The sequence below is a fragment of the Acidicapsa dinghuensis genome (assembly GCF_025685685.1).
In the GTDB taxonomy this organism is placed as follows: Bacteria; Acidobacteriota; Terriglobia; order Terriglobales; family Acidobacteriaceae; genus Acidicapsa; species Acidicapsa dinghuensis.
On record NZ_JAGSYH010000001.1, the window covers coordinates 481,100 to 499,336 of the forward strand.

The window sequence follows — 18,237 nt, forward strand, 5'->3', positions numbered from 1 at the left end:
CGAAGAAACGAGACTGTACCTATGGCACCGTCAACGGTCGCATCGCATGCGCGTCATCGGTCTGGAATAGCCCTGTCGGTCCAGCAACTGTAGAAGGTTGTGACCGGAACAGATATCGCACCGAAAATCCTGCGGTGAGATTCGTATAATTCCGCGAGTTATTCGCGCTCGCAAAACCGCCTACAAACCAGTGATCGCCGATCGCATACGCTGTCTGTCCACGCAGGTCATAGTTTGCTCCCACGCTCGTCAAAGCTGCGAGCTTGGCATTGTTAAATGTATTCGTCTCGATACCGAGATCAAGTGGCGCCAGCGGCTCGGCATCCTGTGAAAATGCCTGGATACCAAAGCTGCCCAGAACTGTGTAGTGCCAACGGGTTAAATAATGCCCGCTCCATGTAATGGGAACATTCGCCAGAAAATAAGACTGCGGACTGAAGTATCCGCCCATGCCCCATGTGTAGCCGCTCAGGTTGTATGTATAGTGCATCCCGAAGAAATTTGCGCCTACATTGAGCGTGCCATATTCAGGCATAGCCAATACACGCCAGTACGCACCCATCGAGCCATCGAACCTGCGATTCTCCTGCACATGCAGGCCAGTGATGTATTGGCCGCCCACCCCGACATAAAAACCGGAGTTCAGGTCGCCTTTCCCATACTGCACGTTAGCCGAGTTGGCGATAACACCACCCCAGACGTTTCCTGCGTTGAAGGCTGTGATAGTCGCGGGATCGCGCAATCCTCCGAAGGAAAGCTGCGTATCCTTAACCGAATCACGATTAAAGCTGAAGGTAAACGGTCCGTTCCCTGGCCTCCATGAGGCGCGCCCAGTCCAATTCGATACCAGAAATCCATACGGCGTATAGCCGCCGGCAATCGCCAGATTGCCAAAGGTCAACTGCGCTTCGCCGCCGATCCCCGCTGAGTTCTGCTGTGCCGGAGGCGTCGTTGAGGCCAAGGTCCCGGTCATCGTCCCGATCGGCTCGGGCGAGGTAGTCGTCACTCCATTTGTCGTCAACTGGATAACGGCATTGCCATCTGCCTGCCCCGAATCCAAAAATGCAGGTCGCGCAATAAAAGTAAGTCTAGCCGTGGTGCCAATGGGCAGCGAATACTCAAAATCCGCGGAAAGCGATGTGAGGCTGTTGAACCCCGGATCGCCAGTACGATGGGCGATTGTCCCCGTTCCTCCAAGCCACGCACTGTATCCGCCCTCGATGGTGCGCAATTGCATCTCTGCTTCTTCGCGCGGGCTCAACACCTTCGGCTTGGGATGCGTTAAACGGACCCATGGTCCTTTGAGCGGTGGCAGGTTGCGTTCTTCGAGCTCCTGATCGCTCAATCCAGTCGTGCTCGGCGTCGCTTGTCCTTCCGATGGAATTCCTTCCGTTACCGGCAACTGCGTTGTGGGCTGCTGTTGATCACCCGGAGCGGTGACCAGCGTCGGCACTGAATTTCCCTGTGCCGCAGGCTTCGATCGTCTTCGCCGCTTGCTGCGTTCCAGCTTCGGTGCGGGCGTCGTCGCCTGCTGACCCGTTGTAGTCTGCGGCGGCGGAATGGGCAGTTCGGTCTGCTGCGGCTTTGTGGTCGCCTGCTTCGGCGCGGAGTACGCGCCGGCTGCCGCGTCCTGTGCGGACGGCGTGTACTGCACCTCACTGTATCGGCTGTTCGCTGGCAACTGACTCTGCTGAGTAGCGCTAGCCGCATTCGAAGAGGGATAGGCCGAGGCTGCTCCGGAAACTCCCGCATTCGGGAGGTAGTGAATCGTCCCCGCAGTCAGCCCTTCCGTCAGTTGCGCATCAGTCTCAGCCGTCATCAGCGCCTGAGTCCGCGCCGCTAGTAGATTCATCGGCTGAGTAGAGAGACGGAGACCCGAAAGGTTCAGAGAGGAACCAAGCGAGACATCGGGAGGGTTCGTGACTTTAGATTGCTGGGCCGTAGACGGCTGATAGCTTTGGGGAACGATCTGCGGATAACCTTGCTGCGCCTGCGATGGCGTAGTACCCAAGCCACCTTGGCGGCCGCTTTCCGGAAGCTGCATACGGCCTTCGTTTGCCGTCGAAGTTTTTTTACGAACGCGTCCCTGATCGCCGTTCCTCGATCCTGTATCACTGGCCTGAGGCTGCATTGTGGTTGCCGCAGCGGAAGATCGAGTACCGGACGGCAGCCGCAACGCAGGCAGGCTTGATCCTTCCGAACCCCCTTGCGGTGCAGTTTGCAAATCGGACTGAGGAAGAGGTGTCGTCGTTGTGGTGGGAATCTGGTACTGCCCAATCGAGGGTGTAGAGCCGATTCCCGGCGTAGTCTGCGGTGCAATCACCACTGGCGCGCTCGGCTGGTACGGGTCATGCCCATAGGCAGGAAGCGGAGGCAGAGCACGCCCAGATCTTCCATTTGCTGCGCTCGCATCGCGATCGGGATTCAACAGATTAGCAAGATCGGCCGGTGTCGCTGGCCGTTGATTAGGCTTCATTGGCTCCGGATTCACCAGTTCGTGCGCCAGCTTATCCTGCGGCGAAACCTGCGGCATTGCAGCCAGCGAAGCTCGCCAGTAATCAGCCGCCCGTGCATTGTCTCCACGCGCCTGCTCAAACCGCGCCGCCAACGCCAGAATTCCAGAATCCCTCGGGTAGCGATCCAGCGCCTGCCGCAGCCACGTTTCTGCCTGGCCTTTGTCGTTTGCTGCCAGAGCCGCGCCGATCGCGCCTTGGAAATCGGCCGCGCTTCCGTTCTGCATGTCTATCTGCTTAAAGATCGCCAGTGCTTCTCTCGATTTGCCAACCTGCAGATAGCCGCCAGCAACCGCTTTGCGCACCGTCAGATTATCCGGAAACGCCTGGGCCGCAGCATCCAGAATGTCCGTGGCCCGCGCAGTATTTCCGTTATCGAATGCCTGCGACGCCCGGCGCACGCTCCAGTTCGCCCACAAACTCTGAATCGTCTCCCGCTGTGCAACTGTGAGATCCTGACGCGCACCGAGTTGCATCAGTGCCGGATATAGAGCACTATCATTCTTGGTGTTGTAGAGCAGATAGGCGCTTTGTATCTGAACGTCCGCAGGCGGTTCCTCACGCAGCGTTGTGTAATGTTTCTGCACGTTGTTGAAGAGCGCCATGGCGTTCACGGTATCGCCGGCTGATGCATACAGACTCGCTTCTGTCTGCTCGAATTGTACGTCTGTCTCAAGCTGCTTGCGCACATCCGGCGGAATCAGCTTGATCTCTTCCAGAGCCTCCGTGTTGCGATTCGTCTGCTGCAAGGCGCCAATCAGCCCGCGCCAGGCTGGCAGATTATCTGGATGCGTCTGCAATATCTGCTTATAGATACCGTATGCCTGCGCAGTGTTGTTTCTCTGCAGATAGATTGCGGCCAGTTGGATTTGCAAATTGAGTGGCGGCTGACCACCAGACTGTGTCTCCAGACGTACGGCGCGTTCCAGCAATCCCTGGGCTATCTCGAACTGGTTGGACTGTTGATAAATCGAGCCCAGCATCGTCAGAAACCCTGGGTCCGAGAGCGCCGAATCGTATGTGTCCGGCGGCATCTTTTCCACGAGGCCAATCGCTTCGTTGTCATGCTCCAACTGGTGTTCGGCAGTCACCAGCCCCATCCACGCAGGCAGGCTCGAAGTATCTTCGTTCAACACCTGCTGGTACATCTCCGCGGCCTGACTGTAGCGCTTCGCTGCCATCAGAATGCTGGCATACTGCAGCCGCGTCCCGTTCTTCAGATTCGCACCGTTATCTGGAAACGGCAGAGCCAAAGCCTGCGCGAGCACTCGCTGCGCATCCGCGTCCCTGCCCTGCGCCTGATAAATCGTCGCCAGGGTCTGCAGGTAATCCGGATCACGATTGACGGCTGCTTTTACGCTAGCCGGGAAACGCGCCATCAAAGAAAGCGCCTGCTGATTCTGACCGGCGCGCGCATAGGAAAGAAACAGTCCGCGCCAGGCGTCTGTCGCACGCGGCTGCGACTTCAGCAACTGCTGATAGATCGCAATCGCCTGCGAATACTGCTGGTTCTTGGTGTAGACGCCAGCCAGCCCATTCAGCGCCTCCAGACTATGCGGACGCATTACAAGAGCGGCTTTATATTTCTCTTCTGCAACTTCCGATTGGTTGGCATCGAACGCAGCCGAAGCCTGTCCCATCGTGTACCAGAAGCGAGACGTCGCCAATCCATTCACGATTGAACTGTCACGGAAACCATTTTCTTCCGCTTGTTCCAGATAGCTGATCGCCGCGCCGAAGTTATTCTGCTGCATGCGAACGAAGCCCATGCCCGCTGCCGCACGCGCGTCTTTTTCATTCGCGTCCAGCATCGCTTGAAACCGGGTTTCCGCTTCCTGCAGGTGATGCGCATTCAATGCGCCAAATGCGGCTCTCTCGGCCGGTGTCCGGGCGATGCCCGCGTTCATTTCCGCCAGCTTGCCTTCATTCACCTTCAGACGCTCCTGCATCTGCGCGTCGGCTGGATGAGTCCGCAGATATTCCTTGAGCTCCGCAGCCGAAGCCGGGTTAGCTGAATCCCAGACAAGCGCCTGCCGCAAAGCCATCTGCGCATCCGAGTTGTCCTGATGCTCCCGTAGTATCTTGATGCCTTCCGCGCGCGTCTTCGTGTCATAGGTCAGCATGCGGCCAAGCGTCACAATAAATCGCGGATCGCCTGGATTTCTCGCTGCCGCAGCACGCATGGCCCTGAGCGCCTCTTCCTTGCCATTCGGCGTCGCGTACAAAGTCTCGTAATAGGCCAGGGCGATATCGCCATCGGGAGGATGGTCGCCGTAATACTCCCGATAAATCCGCATTGCGGCCTCAGGATTACCGGCCTTCGCCAGAGCTCCAGCCTGCGCCAGGCGCGCATCACGGCGCTTGTCGCTTGTCAGCCCCTGAATCCGGGAGATATTCGGGTCCGATGGGTTGATCTTGCGCAGCTTATCGAGCGCCTCATCGGAGGCCGCTGAATTGCCGCTCAGACGGTAATCGCGCGCCACCCCTTCCAGGGCCATCGCATTATTCGGATCAGAAAGCAGAATCTGCTGCCAGACCTGCACAGCAATATCTGGACGCCCACGCTGTTCGAGCGCCTGTGCCTTCTGAATCAGTATCTTCTCTGCATCGCTCTGCTGGGCGGCAAGAGGAACTGTGGCGGCCATCAGCAAAACAGCAGGCGCGATCATAAACCGGAACAACCGCAACGCTGCGGAGAATCTATCCCGGTTCTCGTACCGCTTTGTCTTTTGCCGATCTACTGCCCTCATTCAGGCCTGTCTCCCACCGTTCTCGCCTGCCAGAGAGCCCTTTCATCGGAGTCCCACCGGCGCATCTCGCACCACGCTTCGCCATCCCTGCAACGGCTGTCCGCGAAATGCCTCAATGACCCCATCGTACTAACAGCTCTCCACCTCTTCCAAACTGAAACTGCTTGCTGTACCAGCCGATTCCGAAGAGGACTAGATTCTGATCGTAATATGCAGGACTGCCTCCGTAGCCAGCTCCATACAGATTCGATTTTTCATCGAGTTGCGATTGTATACGCACCAACTGTTGGGCAACAGACCCCTCGTTGGAAAAGCTGGCCAAATAGGGCAACAACGCTGCAGAAAATCCTACCGGCCCATCCTGATTCATTGGCACGCCGCTCGCGTTGATCTTCTCTGGAGGCGCGCTGTGCTGCTGCATATACTCATTCATTCCAGCCAATGCATGCATCATTTGCGCCTTGGCAGGTACAGAGTCTGCCAACATGCCCGTCCATAAATAGACGCGGATCGCATCATAACTGCCCATCGGTCCCGGCGACTTTCCCGTGGCAGCTTTGGCTCCATTTGCGAGACATGGAGAAAATCCCTGATCAGGCCCATAACAGACCCAATCCATGGCAAAGCCGTTCCGAGCGCTCTGCCCCTGAATCGTCGGCCAATCCTTTGCCAGCCCGGCCCATGGTCCCGCAGGACTCACTTCTGCCAATCTCTCCAGTAAAAACAGAGGCGAATAGCTTGGATTCAAGACCCAGAGATGCTGCAAATGAAATCCCACCGGACCAGGCAGCAACACTTCTCCAAGTCCTGGCAGGCTGGCCGTTTCTTTTCGTCCAATCAAATCGGCAAGACGGCGTCCCAGCGAGGTGTAATCGTGATCGCTCCACAAGCGTCCGGCTTCCACCAGATCATATGCAATCCAGAGATCGGAATCCGAAGCCGAATTCTGATCCAATACTCCCCAGTGGCCATCCTTTGCCTTACCCCAACTCCACGCCGGCAGGTGTTCGCCTAGATCACCCTGCGCCATGTTGTTCGTAGTCCACCGCAAAAGCTGGTCAAACCGGCCCCGGTCGTTGTTGACCAGAGCAAAAAAGAGCGCATAACTTTGCCCCTCAGAGGTAGTGCGGTCGCCTCCTTGCGGATCGACCACTCGCCCATCACCGCTGATATACCGGCTGGCATAGGCCTGCCACAGACGTGCAGGATCAGGAGCCGCCGTTTGAGCCAATGCCGCAGACGCTGCAGTCAGAAGAACCATCAGTGCGCCACCAGCCCTGATCGGGCATCGCAATGCTTTTTCAAGTTTTCTCTGCATATCAGTCTTCCAGCTGCAACCGCTTACGAGCGTGGCTTCGCAGCCAGATTCGGACCCAGATCGCCAGCAGGAACGATAGCGCCAGCGCTCCCAGCGCAGCCAGCCACGGCACCTTGCTGAACCAGATGCGAAGCCGTGTCCACAACGGTAACGAGCCTACGTGGTACGTTCCACCGCCCAGTCGAAATGATTGAAATAAAGACCCATGCAACACCGAAACACTTCCGTTGATGTCGCTGGCCTGCTGAACCTTCAGGAACGTCGTGAGAAAGGCGTCATACGTCGCGGCATCCTTCACATTGATAATCACGACGCTTCGTCCCGGCTGGTACGGTGATTCCACGCCTTCGATCACGGAGTCAGGCGTACCGGAAGCAGTCAGATCGCCTGAGTCCGTATGATCGGCAACAGGAATCTTCCACCACGCATGGCGTGGCAATCCAAATACCCCTTCGGTATCGCGAATCTGCACCTGCCCACCCTCGACGTTGACCGGCAGCTTGTCGCCTATTTTTGCAAACGCCGGCTGATCATCGCCCGTGCCCAACACAAGGAAATCCGTATCGGCCCCGGCCTTCATTGCATCTGCGCCGTCTACCTTGACGCGAAATACCGGCATTCCAGTTTGCCGCCCAAAATGTCCCATCAGCGTCAGAAACATCTCCAGTTCTTGCGGCGTTGGGATCGCCGGCAGAACCACCGTTGTCTGGCTCAGATCCGCGTAACGCGTAAAGGGGTATCCAGCGTTGGCAAAGATTTCAAGATTCGGCAGCGAAGCGTAGTGCGGATAACCACGCAGATCGAGATAGGTATCGCGCAGGATGGCGCCTTGCATGTTAATCGGTGTCGTATCTGAGCAGCCGCCTTTCTTCATCATCTGAAAGGTAAAGTCAAATGAGAGCGAATTCGAGAACGGCCTCAGGTTCACGACCGGAACCGGAACTTCAGTCTTTATCTCTCGCGTTGCCTCCGAGCCTGGTATGAGCGGCAGCGAGCCCAGATACGCATTGTTTACGCGCACCTGCAAGCTCGATATGGGGCCTATCGGGATTGGATTGTACCGGTAGACCATCTTGAGAATTGCATTGGACTGCTCGCCGAAGAACATGTCCGGCGGCACTCGGAAATACACGTTCAACGGAGCCGAACCGTCGGTCTGCAGAGACTCTGCGGAAGCATAGTCCCATAGCGCAATCGTTCCATCCGTTCGCGCCCAGCGCGGCGCTTCATCCGCTGCCGGCGAGACCGGAGGCTTTGTCTGGCTGCTGTCGATCATCGACATCGGCCCCGCGAGCGCAGAGGCGTTCTGCGCCACAGACCAGGCGGCCATCAGCGTCTGATCCGCATCCTGTCCTGTGACAATCAGAACCTTGCTGTAAGGGTCGGTCGGATTGGGCCGCATCGCAACCGTCGGCCCGGAGATATTGCCCAGATTAAGCCCGCCCGGCAGGCTCGCCGGGTTCTCGGCGATGATGATGGCATTCCCTGCCGGAGCAGCACCGACATAGGTAGGAAAGCGGATCGCACGATTTTCCGATTGCACACCGAAGTACGATGCCACCACCCCTGCCGCCTGAATTGCCTTGCTCGATGGCGCGGATGGAAAAACCACCGGTATCTTTGGAGCGGCGACAGCCTCCGTATCCAGGAAGGGCTGCGGCAGGTGCTTCAGATCATCTGTAATGGGCAATACATCGCCGGTAAAGTCGAGAAATGTGCTCGTCGCAACCCGCGCCCACAACACCGTGTTCATCGGATCTTCGCAAACCATCACATAGTGACCGATGAACTCGATCGTCAGGATGTTCTTCTGCACCAGCAATTCTGCCGGAATGGAGATCTCCGCATCCTGCTGCCTGGCGCCCGTCGCCGCCGTCTGATCCGGAGGAACCGGCAGCGTCGCAAAGAGCGTTCCATTCAGCATGAGCTGAATATGGCTCATCTGCTGTAACAAGGCTGGCGAAAACGAGTAGTAGATGTGGATCTTCGCCATGCGTACCACATGTGTTTGCGGCAGCGCAAAGAAGATGGACCGCGTACTGTCCACCCCATGCATCTCGATCGGCCCAGTACCGATATCCGCAAGCGTAAAAGTGTCATGAAATTGACCTGGCGCAGGTGCCGGCGCACTCGCCGCGGTCAACGGTCTGCTTAATCCCGAGATGGCTGGCTGCGATAAAGCCGGTCTCGTCGAGCCGGAAACGAGCAACAGCGCGGGCAACAGGAACAGCAGCAGCATATGCGCTCTCGCCGCTACGTTCGACTTCCCTTTGACCGCAGCCTTGGTGGTCTTGGAAAGCCCTTTTCCCTTCGCTGTTTTTTGCCGGAAGAACAGACTGAAGAACGTCATCTTCAAGCCCTTGAACGAAATCGCGAAGATGCGCGCCAGGCTTACCATCGGCTGATCGACCTCTCTGCTTTCACCCCAGCCGAGCCACGTATCGGCGCGCGAGTAGAGCACCATTGTCAGAAATTCCTGTTCCTGTATGTTCAACTCGCTGAACTTGATGCGCAGCAACGTCTTCTCTGAAGTCACAATAGATGCTGGCAGATCGGCATCGAGACTCGGAAGCGGGAAGATCAGTCTAACGTCATCTCCTACGGGCGCCTCAAACGCCTCATTCAGGCGTATCGCCGTGCCGCCGCTCGAAAGATCAAGCGTCTCCCCCTTCACTTCGCGTCCATCGCTAAGCCGAATCGTCACCGGCGTCACGATCTTGATGCGGACATGTTGGCGCAATTGCTGCATCTCTCGCGAAACTGCTGAACATACCCCTAACACCACGATGTTGAAGAAGCACCAGATGCAGTTCATGATCACAGTGCCGGGGCGGTCATGATCCCAGATGAAGAAGCGCGGAATCGCCACTGCCAATCCCAGGAAATTGAGAAAGAGCAGCACCAGAAATGGCCGTGCAATGTTGACGTCAAAGAAGCTGCGCTTCACGATGCCGCCCTTGGCCGTCACGTTGAACTTACCCAGCTTGGGATTGACCAGCGCGAGCATCGTCGGCAGCAAAATGTAAGGCGAGAGTACCGTCTCGTAAATTTCGTTCCACCATGAATGCCGGTGCGCGCCCTGGATGCGCGAGTTCGTAATATTCGAGAGCGTCAAGTGAGGCAGCGCGTATGCAAGAATCGCCCCCCAGTATCCCGGCACGTTGGTATGCGATAGCAGCAGATAGATCAGCGGTGCGGTCAGAAAGATCAACCGGGGCAGCGGATATAGAAAGTGCGCCATTGCGTTGAAGTAGCACAGCCGCTGTGCAAAGCTCAGCTTGGGGGCAAGCAGGGGATTGTCAGTGCGAAGAATCTGAATCATGCCGCGCGCCCAGCGAATTCGCTGGCCCACATGCGCCGACAGGCGCTCCGTAGCCAATCCAGCCGCTTGCGGAATATTGATATACGCCGTGTTCCACCCGTTCGACTGCATACGCAGCGAGGTATGCGCGTCTTCCGTCACCGTCTCGACAGCGATGCCGCCGATTTCATCCAGCGCCTCGCGCCGCAGCACCGCGCAAGAGCCGCAAAAGAAGGTTGCGTTCCAGAAATCGTTCCCGTCCTGCACAATCCCGTAAAAGAGCTCGTTTTCGTTGGGAATGATGTGAAACTGGCCCAGATTGCGCTCGAACGGGTCCGGCGAATAGAAATGGTGCGGTGTCTGCAGCATCGCCAGATTGCGATCGCGCAAAAACCACCCAATCGTCATTTGAAGAAAGCTGCGCGTCGGCACATGATCGCAGTCAAAAATAGCCACATACGGCGAATGCAGACTCTTCAGCGCCGTGTTGATGTTGCCTGCCTTGGCGTGAAAGTTATCCGGCCGAATTTTGTATCCCACACCAGCCTGAAACGCGAACTCCTCAAACTCCTTGCGCCGTCCATCGTCCAGAATGTAGACATGCAGTTTGTCCGCCGGCCAGTCGATGTTGAGTGCTCCGAGCGCTGTATAGCGCACCACTTCGAGCGGCTCGTTATATGTGGGAATCAAGACATCGATATGCGGCCACTCTTCGGTGTTCTCGGGCAGCGGCATCGGCGCGCGCCGTAGCGGCCAGATGGTCTGAAAGAAGCCCAGGAAGAGGATCACAAAGGCGTAGCTCTCGGCAAACACCAGCGAGAGAATGAAGAAGGCGTCCAGCGCTCCCCAGTGATTCGACGGATCTTGAAAAAACTGGACCGTCGTAGCAAGACGCCAGTATCCGTAACGGAAGGTCGAGAAAAGCGACAGGATCATCAGCGTGAGCGTAATCAGATAAGAATCCGATGTACGCCCCAGCGCCAGCCCCAGCAGCAGTGTAAGTAAACCGCAGACAGCCTGCTGCGGCCAGGTCAACGGCAGCGTTGCAAAAAAGTAAAACGCCACCACTGCAAAACAGAGAAAGAAAAACCGAACCAGCTTACCGGTAAAGGTCTCTCCAGCACCAATATCGTGCCAGACCTGAGTGAGGCTCATCGTTCACTCCACCGGACGCCGCGATAACTTTGCTGGGCGGGTGCCGACAGGCTGCGAACCCATCCCGCGAGGCTCGCAAAATCCTCCGCAACCACCGCATTCGGAGCGTAATCGATCACCGTCATTCCCTCAGCCAAAGCTTCGCTCACCGTGGGGCTTCTCCTCAGAGCAAATGGCAAAAGCCGATCCCCGATCTGCTCCCGCAAAATCTCGCGCACATCCAGATGCAAAGGCAGTGAGTAGTCAAACTGGTTCAACAGATAAAACGGCAGTATCTGCTTGCCGCCGGTATAAATTCCAGCGCCATGATTGCGGAAAAACGACTCAATCGCGCTCACGCTCACCACGGAATTCATATCCGGAAGTACAGGCACAACCACCGTCGGCGTCATGCGCAAAATTCTGCGCGTGGTTGCTCCAGAAGCGGTTGGCAAATCCACCAGCACACGATGCGTCGACCGCGCATAACGCCCGATCTCCTGCAATAGCCAATCGGAATTGGCTCCCTGCCCCTGAAACGCAGCCGGATCTTGAGGCTGGGGTTGCCCCCCTTCCATATTGGCGTAATCGGAGGCCTGCGCTTCCGGATCAAGCGTCACCAATTGAATCGGCGCATCGGCGCTCGCTCCCGGAGGATTGAAGGTCCGCAGCATTCCCGGCCGCTGATCACGCGCGCCGAAGAAGAACGGTAGCAATCCATACGCCGCGGTATCGACCAGCAAAACCCGCTCGGCGCGCGCCGACAACGCTCGCCCAAGCGAAGCAATCAGGCTTGTCTTGCCAACTCCGCCAGCAAGCGAAAAGACCGCAAGCACCGGCACCTTAGCTGGAGGCTGCATCTGCGCCTGAGCCGGGGCGGCTTGTGGATCGAACACGCTCTTCAACGCATACCAGCGATTCGTAAGCCGGTCCCGTGAGCCCAGCAGCGTATCATCCACGACATTTGGCGCCTGCGGATGACCTTGGCCCGACCCACTCGACTGCCCGCCCGATTGCCCAATTGACTGGCTCATGGCATGTCCCGCACTCTGCCCCTGAAACTGCGCATACATCGGGACCTGCGCCTGACCTTGAATCGGCTGCACCTGAGCCATCATTGGCATATTCGCTGCTCGCTGCGCCATCATCGGTTGCTGCACATGCTCCACGCGTTCCACTGGAATCTCAGGAGCCAGCCATGCTGGACGCACCGCATTTTCGCGCGCTTCTCGGGGTTCGCGAATCTCAGGAGCCTGCCATGGAGAAGAAAAAAACGGATCGGGCGCCGGCACCGCAAATGTTTCCGCTGCAGGAGCTGCGGGCGCCATCGAGTACAACTGAGACGAATTTGCATGAGGAGGAACGTCCGCAGCCAATTGCTTTTCGACTGTCTGAGTCATTGCCGCAGACTCAACGATCCGCCAATGATGCGCCGCAGACTCACGCGGAGCAGCAATCGCAGTCGCGTCCGCGTATCCTCTTTGGCCTGCACCAGCAACCTGCGGAGCCTCTACCACCGCTCTCACCTCTTGTTGCACGGGCACAGGACCAGTCGCTGCTTGCGATCCCTGTCCGCCCTGATAAACCTCAGGCATCACAGCCTGCCAGGGCCGTTGCTGCGCAGCCTGGCGTTGCGCTTCCTGCGCAGCCAGTACAGCCTGCCTTTCAGCTTCAGCCTGCCGCGCGATGTCTGCAAGACGATCCGCCTCAGCCTGCCGCGCCGCTTCAGCCGCTTCGGCTGCAAGCCTGGCCGCTATCTGCGCCTCTTCCTGCCGCTTGCGCTCTTCTTCTTCTTCCAGGCGTCTGCGTTCTTCCGCCGCCGCAGCCTCGGCTCGCAACCGCGTAGCTTCACGCACCTGAGCACGTGAGGCAGAGAAATCCCGGTATTTGGCACCGTGCAGATTCGCCCACGAATACAGCGTCGCAACATCCTCAGGCGTTGCGGCCTCGCTCGGCTCCATAGCCGGATTTGTCCCTGCTGGATTCGTATCTGGCATATTCACCTGCAACTCTCTACAGCAACCACAAACTGCTGATAGTCAGCACTCTCTCGCAGGCGGCAACGCGCCCGCAAAACCACCTAAGGATCCCAGCCCAACTCCTACTACATCGCGCCCGGCCAGTCCCCCCCGGCTTACCAGACAAAGCGTGCCAAAAGCTTGCAGGATAGACTCGCAGCCTCACCCCCGTGAGACTTTGGACGAGCCTATTAGCCAAACCATAGCACTCTGCTGGTTACCGAGGTGTACCACTTTATTGTTACAATCGGCCCGATGCGACCAAAAATGCGCAATGTTTTCATGCAGTAAAGTACCACCAGAATAGAGGTCTGGGAGATAGCAAGTGTGGTGCACTGTTCGCTTTAGCGCAGGCGCGTATACAGTTGAAAACCTTGGCGCTTCGCGCAGCGCATCTCCGTCTTGCGAGCACTCCGAAAACCGGTCCTTGGCAGGCGCTCAAGCTATCCCTGTGCTACCTTAAATAAGGCAGATCTTCAGGAGCTCGTAGCTCAGTCGGTAGAGCAACGCACTTTTAATGCGTGGGTCCTGGGTTCGATTCCCAGCGAGCTCACCACTCCACAGTCTGCCAGCTTTCCCTACCATGAAATCAGGTTCCGGCCTACCCGCGAAGCCTTTTCTTCCTTCAGAGCAGGTCGGCAGATGTGTTTGCCGCCTGCCCTGAAGTGTTACGCATGGGTATTCCCGAAAACAGAAGTTCGGATACAAGCAGTTTTTATTTGGACCCCAGAGCCGGGAACATGGCATCCATGGCGGCATCTTTCTGCTGCCCTTGAGCGCCGCTCGCGAAAAGAGTCTTCAAATCCATACTGCCAGCATTGATCTTTACGTGAAAATTAAACAACCGCTTATATCCATGATTCGCGTCGTCTATCATCCAGGTCAGATTGAGGACGAAACCTCCATAACCTTTAGCTTGCACCTTCAGCGCGCGAGCGCGTGGATATTGCCGCTGGAACCAGTCCATTAGCTGAGGCACGCCGTCATTCGCAATCTCATGCTTCGGAATGCCATAGTTCCAGCGCTCCCACTTGAACTTACCGTGATCCCTGATGTTTTCCGTGGTTGGTCCGTCCAGATCTGACAGATTGATGTTTGGCAACTGAGTTGGGTCATGCCCGGATGGACCGAACCCGGTAATCGCAACAATGACGTAGGCTTGCACCTCTGTCCAGTGGATGACAGCCATGGTACTGAATCTCCTTCCGCTGTTTGTACTGCTAGGTCAGGAATGGTTCCACTACCGGACCGAGTATAGGACTGCCCCCCGTTCAGCACAATTGGAGTTTTTTCGCGCCCTCCCGTGCGATTGGCTCCTGGAATTGCAGTCCGATTGTTGAAATCAATCTCCGCGAAAACCGCGATAGCTGCTCCCAATGGCCTTTGCATTCTGAGAGACCGAAGATCACTCGATGAGCCGCATCAGTGGATCATTGATTAAGCCCACGCAGCCGCTCTGCAGCCTGCTCCGGCGTAATATCGCGCTGCGGCATCCCAAGCATCTCAAAACCCACCATGAACTTCCGCACCGTCGCCGACCTGAGCAGCGGCGGGTAGAAATGCGCGTGAAAATGCCATTCCGGATGCGCTCCATTATTCACAGGCGACTGATGAAAGCCCATCGTATAGGGAAAGCTGACATCGAAGAGCTTGTCGTAGCGGCTAGTGATTTGCTTGAGGGCGTCAGCCAGTCCATCACGCTCGTCGGCCGACAACTCTGGAAATCCGCCGAAATGCCGCTTCGGCAGCACCATCGTCTCGAACGGCCAAACCGCCCACCACGGCACAACCACGGCAAAATGATCGTTTTCGAAGATCACCCTGTCCTGCGCCTCGCGCTCCGCAGCCAGATAATCGCAGAGCAGGCAACTTCCCTTCTCTGACCGATATGCTTTCTGCGCGTCCAGCTCGATCGCCGCCTCGTCCGGCACCACGCTCGTCGCCCAGATCTGGCAGTGCGGGTGCGGATTGCTCGCGCCCATCATCGCCCCGCGATTTTCGAAAACCTGGATGTTCCTGATCCAATTCGTTTTCGCGATCTCCTCAGTCTCAGCCGCCCAGACATCGATCACGCGCCGGATATCCACACGCTCCATCTTCGCCAGCGTAAGGCTGTGATCTGGATGAAAGCACAGCACCTTGCAGATGCCTTCGACCGGCTCCGAAGCCAGCAAAGGCGAGGCCGCCTCATCCAGATGTGCCGGTGGAACAGGCAAAACCGCAGCGTAATCGTTTACAAACGCAAAGACGCCTGTGTAATCAGGATTCTGTTCATTCCCCGCCCGCTTATTCCCCGGACATAAATAGCACTCGGGGTCGTAGCTCACCCCAGCCGCCGGAGCGGTCTTGCTCACCTCACCCTGCCACGGACGCTGCGTCCTGTGCGGTGAAACCATCACCCACGAGCGCCGCAGCGGATTCCATCTGCGGTGCGGATACTGCCATCGCTTCTCCATCATTCCTTCCCTTCCGATACTCAGGCCGTAGGCCGCGCCGGAGGCGGCATCGACGCCAAATACTTCTCCACAAACGCGACACTGTACTCATCCAGCAGCGCCGCCACACGCGCCGGATCCTGCGACCTGACGATCAGCCCCGCATGATGATGCTTTTTCATCCGGTAGACAATTTCCGGAGCGTTAAACAGCGACGTATCTGGATTTTCCTCTTTGGCCAGACAAAGCACGCTGCCCGCATATTCCGCTCGAACCTGCGGAACGGCATACTCAGTCCTGCGAAAATCAGTCACCTCTATCTTCGCCCACTCGCGCCAGAGATTCACGCCTGTCGCCTGCTCCACCAGGTCTGCAATAAACGCCCCGCCAACCCGCGCCGCAATCTCCAGGAAGTAGAATCGCCCATCCGCGTGCGCCTTGATGTACTCGCCATGTGTAACCCCGCGCTTCAGTCCCAGCCCCGGAGCAAGCCTCGCATTCAGCTCCGTAAGCTGCTTCCAGTCCTCGGAATTCCGGTCCACCGAACGGGTCGTAAACACGCCGCCCTCATGCATTACCTGCATTGGCGGCTTGCCGTACCGATGCACAGCCGAGAACACCACCTTCCCATCCTTGATAATCGAATCCACATGAAAAATGTCCCCCGGCACAAACTGCTCCATCAGGAAATAGCTCTGCCGGTCGCCCAGTTCATCCAGCGCGCGCCAAAGCTGCTCCGGCTCCTGAATCTTCTTGATCCCCAGCGCTGAGGCCTCCGATCGCGGCTTCAACAGCCAGGGCGGAGAAACCCGGCCCATGTACTCCCGCAACTCGTCGTAGTTCAGCACCCGCACAAACTCCGGCACCAGAAACCCGGCATCCCGCGCACCCATCCGCATAGCCAGCTTGTCACGATAGTAAGCAATAGCCGTCGTGCCGATCCCCGGGATACGCATGTGCTCGCGAAGCTGCGCCGTCACTTCCATATCGAACTCGTCCAAAGCTACCAGACGATCAAACTTGCGCTCGCGAGACATCCAAGCCACAGTGTTCAAAATTTGTTCATTGGTTAGATTGGCAGGCATAGTCGCCAGGTCTTCCAGACATTCAAACGGCCACGCCCCATGACGATGCTTTTCCAGAGTCAGCAGTGTCGTCTTGATACCCTGCGTATGCAGCTCGCGCAGAAAATCCTGCCCCTTCTCATACGTCGAGATGCAAAGAAACCGCTCGCTGTTATCAGCCATGCCTCTCTCCCATCCTCAACCCTGCCATGCGCTCGCAAAATCTATCCCTCTGCGCAGGACCGTAGTGTGTGCTCAAGTGACGATAGTTCTACCATACCGGCCGCGCCTGACATCAAAAGGCCCGGGCTCTCACTCGCGCAATGTTCGATACACTCATTCAGGTAGTACTCGCCGTCTAACTCTACGCCCGTTATGTTGAATCTCAGCGATATCCCCGATCTTCACGACCAGCTCACGGTTGCCTGGCATCGCGAAGCACTTGAAGCCTGGCAACGTCCGCTGGACCCATGGAGCGAACTCGTTGCACGGCAGCACCTGGCGAATTTTGAGCTCTGGCATACCGAAGATGAGGCTCGCACCCCCGAAGCGACCGATGCGGACCTCGCACGCGTCAAGCGCCGCATCGACTCCACCAACCAGCGCCGCAACGATCTGTCGGAACAGATCGATCAACTCCTCCTCGAAAAGCTCGCCACGGCTGGTATGCCAAACGAGACGTCCCCTTTGCACTCCGAGTCGCCCGGCCTGATGATCGACCGGCTCTCCATCCTTGCCCTTAAGCTCTACCACACGCGCGAAGAGATGGAGCGGCCCGACGCCCCACAGGGCCACTTCGAACGCAATCAGGAACGGCTCGCAATCCTCGCAATCCAGCGCAATGACCTCGCAGCCTGCCTGGTCCGCCTCTGGGAGGAATCGCTCTCCGGCACGCGCCGTTTCAAGCTCTACCGCCAGCTCAAGATGTATAACGACCCTTCGTTGAATCCCTCCGTCTACCGCAACTCATGAGGACTTTGATGCCTCTCCATACTCGCCACTGTTCCCACGCCCATTGACGTAGCGCAGGCTTGTGCGTATAAAGAGGGGCTGAAGATACAATCGCTTAAGCGGTTGAGCCCCTGAAATTGCAAAACCAGGCAACCAGGACCGCTCCACCGGCGATTGAAACATGAGCTCTGAGGCCAGAACCACCTTGTCCACCCGCAAGAAAGCAACACCGCCCAGCACACGCCCTAGCGGGACCGGGAACCACGTCGATACGGAATCCCTTCAGCACTATCAGTCCGCGCTTCAGCTTCTTCAGCAGTCAAAGTTCGACAAAGCGCTCATCGCTTTTGAAAAGCTGCTCGGAACAGCTCCACCGCCACTTGCCGAACGCTGCCGCATCTATGTGAGCGCCTGCCATCGCGAGCTGAGCAAGACCACCCTCGAATTCATTTCGGTCGAGGAGCAATACGACTACGCGGTCTCGCTGCTGAATATGGACTACTACGAGGAAGCTCGCGAGCAGTTCTCTCACATCCTCAACAAGAGCCCCCAAGCCGACTATGCCCTGTATGGCCTGGCTGTTCTCGACGCCATCACAGGACAGATCGAGGAGTGTCTCGAACACCTAGCGCGCGCTATTGAGACCAACCCGCGCAATCGCCTGCAGGCTCGCACCGACAGCGATTTCCAGAACGTGCAGGACGATCCCCGCTTTACGGAACTGCTCTACCCCGAGAACCCGTAAACTGGATC

At 57.4% G+C, this 18,237-nt stretch carries 9 protein-coding genes and 1 tRNA gene; 3 read left to right on the plus strand and 7 right to left on the minus strand.

From position 1 onward, the window contains the following. Positions 1–19 precede the first annotated feature (19 nt). The 4 genes from OHL22_RS01890 to OHL22_RS01905 form a co-directional block, all read right to left on the minus strand. The gene (locus OHL22_RS01890; RefSeq protein ID WP_263332617.1) at positions 20–5,263 is read right to left on the minus strand and encodes a cellulose synthase subunit BcsC-related outer membrane protein; all 5,244 of its coding nucleotides are present in this window, start codon (positions 5,261–5,263) and stop codon (positions 20–22) included. 112 nt (positions 5,264–5,375) lie between these two features. Continuing rightward, a complete protein-coding gene (gene bcsZ, locus OHL22_RS01895; RefSeq protein ID WP_263332619.1) occupies positions 5,376–6,581 on the minus strand; it encodes a cellulose synthase complex periplasmic endoglucanase BcsZ in 1,206 nt (401 codons plus the stop codon). Between the two features lies 1 nt (position 6,582). Next, a complete protein-coding gene (bcsA, locus tag OHL22_RS01900; RefSeq protein WP_263332621.1) occupies positions 6,583–11,037 on the minus strand; it encodes a UDP-forming cellulose synthase catalytic subunit in 4,455 nt (1,484 codons plus the stop codon). Beyond that, on the minus strand, positions 11,034–13,013 hold the full coding sequence (locus OHL22_RS01905) for a cellulose synthase operon protein YhjQ/BcsQ (RefSeq protein WP_263332624.1): 1,980 nt from the start codon (positions 13,011–13,013) through the stop codon (positions 11,034–11,036). The genes bcsA and OHL22_RS01905 overlap by 4 nt, the downstream gene beginning before the upstream one ends. Before the next feature lie 501 nt (positions 13,014–13,514). On the opposite strand from OHL22_RS01905, the gene OHL22_RS01910 reads away from it, so the two are divergent. Then, positions 13,515–13,590 (plus strand) — tRNA-Lys (locus OHL22_RS01910). 159 nt (positions 13,591–13,749) lie between these two features. Here the strand turns inward: OHL22_RS01910 and OHL22_RS01915 are convergent. From OHL22_RS01915 to OHL22_RS01925, 3 genes are all read right to left on the minus strand, one after another. Then, positions 13,750–14,223, minus strand: coding sequence for a hypothetical protein (locus OHL22_RS01915; RefSeq protein ID WP_263332626.1), 474 nt, complete (start codon positions 14,221–14,223; stop codon positions 13,750–13,752). Between the two features lie 241 nt (positions 14,224–14,464). Beyond that, a complete protein-coding gene (locus OHL22_RS01920; RefSeq protein ID WP_263332627.1) occupies positions 14,465–15,493 on the minus strand; it encodes a UDP-glucose--hexose-1-phosphate uridylyltransferase in 1,029 nt (342 codons plus the stop codon). Between the two features lie 17 nt (positions 15,494–15,510). Then, positions 15,511–16,716: an ATP-grasp domain-containing protein gene (locus OHL22_RS01925; RefSeq protein ID WP_263332629.1), complete on the minus strand. Its 1,206-nt coding sequence runs from the start codon at positions 16,714–16,716 to the stop codon at positions 15,511–15,513. A gap of 192 nt (positions 16,717–16,908) precedes the next feature. Here OHL22_RS01925 and OHL22_RS01930 point away from each other — a divergent pair, with 192 nt between their 5' ends. Both OHL22_RS01930 and OHL22_RS01935 read left to right on the plus strand, forming a co-directional pair. Continuing rightward, entirely contained in the window at positions 16,909–17,505 is a 597-nt protein-coding gene (locus OHL22_RS01930; protein WP_263332631.1) for a DUF4254 domain-containing protein, read from the plus strand. Between the two features lie 160 nt (positions 17,506–17,665). Next, positions 17,666–18,229, plus strand: a complete 564-nt coding sequence (locus tag OHL22_RS01935) for a tetratricopeptide repeat protein (protein WP_263332633.1) — start codon at positions 17,666–17,668, stop codon at positions 18,227–18,229. Positions 18,230–18,237 lie beyond the last annotated feature (8 nt).

What these genes read in the sequence shown, in the direction of transcription:
- OHL22_RS01890 (WP_263332617.1), bottom strand. Translation starts at nt 5,263, where the DNA reads ATGAGGGCAGTAGATCGGCAAAAGACAAAGCGGTACGAGAACCGGGAT.
- bcsZ (WP_263332619.1), bottom strand. Translation starts at nt 6,581, where the DNA reads ATGCAGAGAAAACTTGAAAAAGCATTGCGATGCCCGATCAGGGCTGGT.
- bcsA (WP_263332621.1), bottom strand. Translation starts at nt 11,037, where the DNA reads ATGAGCCTCACTCAGGTCTGGCACGATATTGGTGCTGGAGAGACCTTT.
- OHL22_RS01905 (WP_263332624.1), bottom strand. Translation starts at nt 13,013, where the DNA reads ATGCCAGATACGAATCCAGCAGGGACAAATCCGGCTATGGAGCCGAGC.
- OHL22_RS01915 (WP_263332626.1), bottom strand. Translation starts at nt 14,223, where the DNA reads ATGGCTGTCATCCACTGGACAGAGGTGCAAGCCTACGTCATTGTTGCG.
- OHL22_RS01920 (WP_263332627.1), bottom strand. Translation starts at nt 15,493, where the DNA reads ATGATGGAGAAGCGATGGCAGTATCCGCACCGCAGATGGAATCCGCTG.
- OHL22_RS01925 (WP_263332629.1), bottom strand. Translation starts at nt 16,716, where the DNA reads ATGGCTGATAACAGCGAGCGGTTTCTTTGCATCTCGACGTATGAGAAG.
- OHL22_RS01930 (WP_263332631.1), top strand. Translation starts at nt 16,909, where the DNA reads ATGTTGAATCTCAGCGATATCCCCGATCTTCACGACCAGCTCACGGTT.
- OHL22_RS01935 (WP_263332633.1), top strand. Translation starts at nt 17,666, where the DNA reads ATGAGCTCTGAGGCCAGAACCACCTTGTCCACCCGCAAGAAAGCAACA.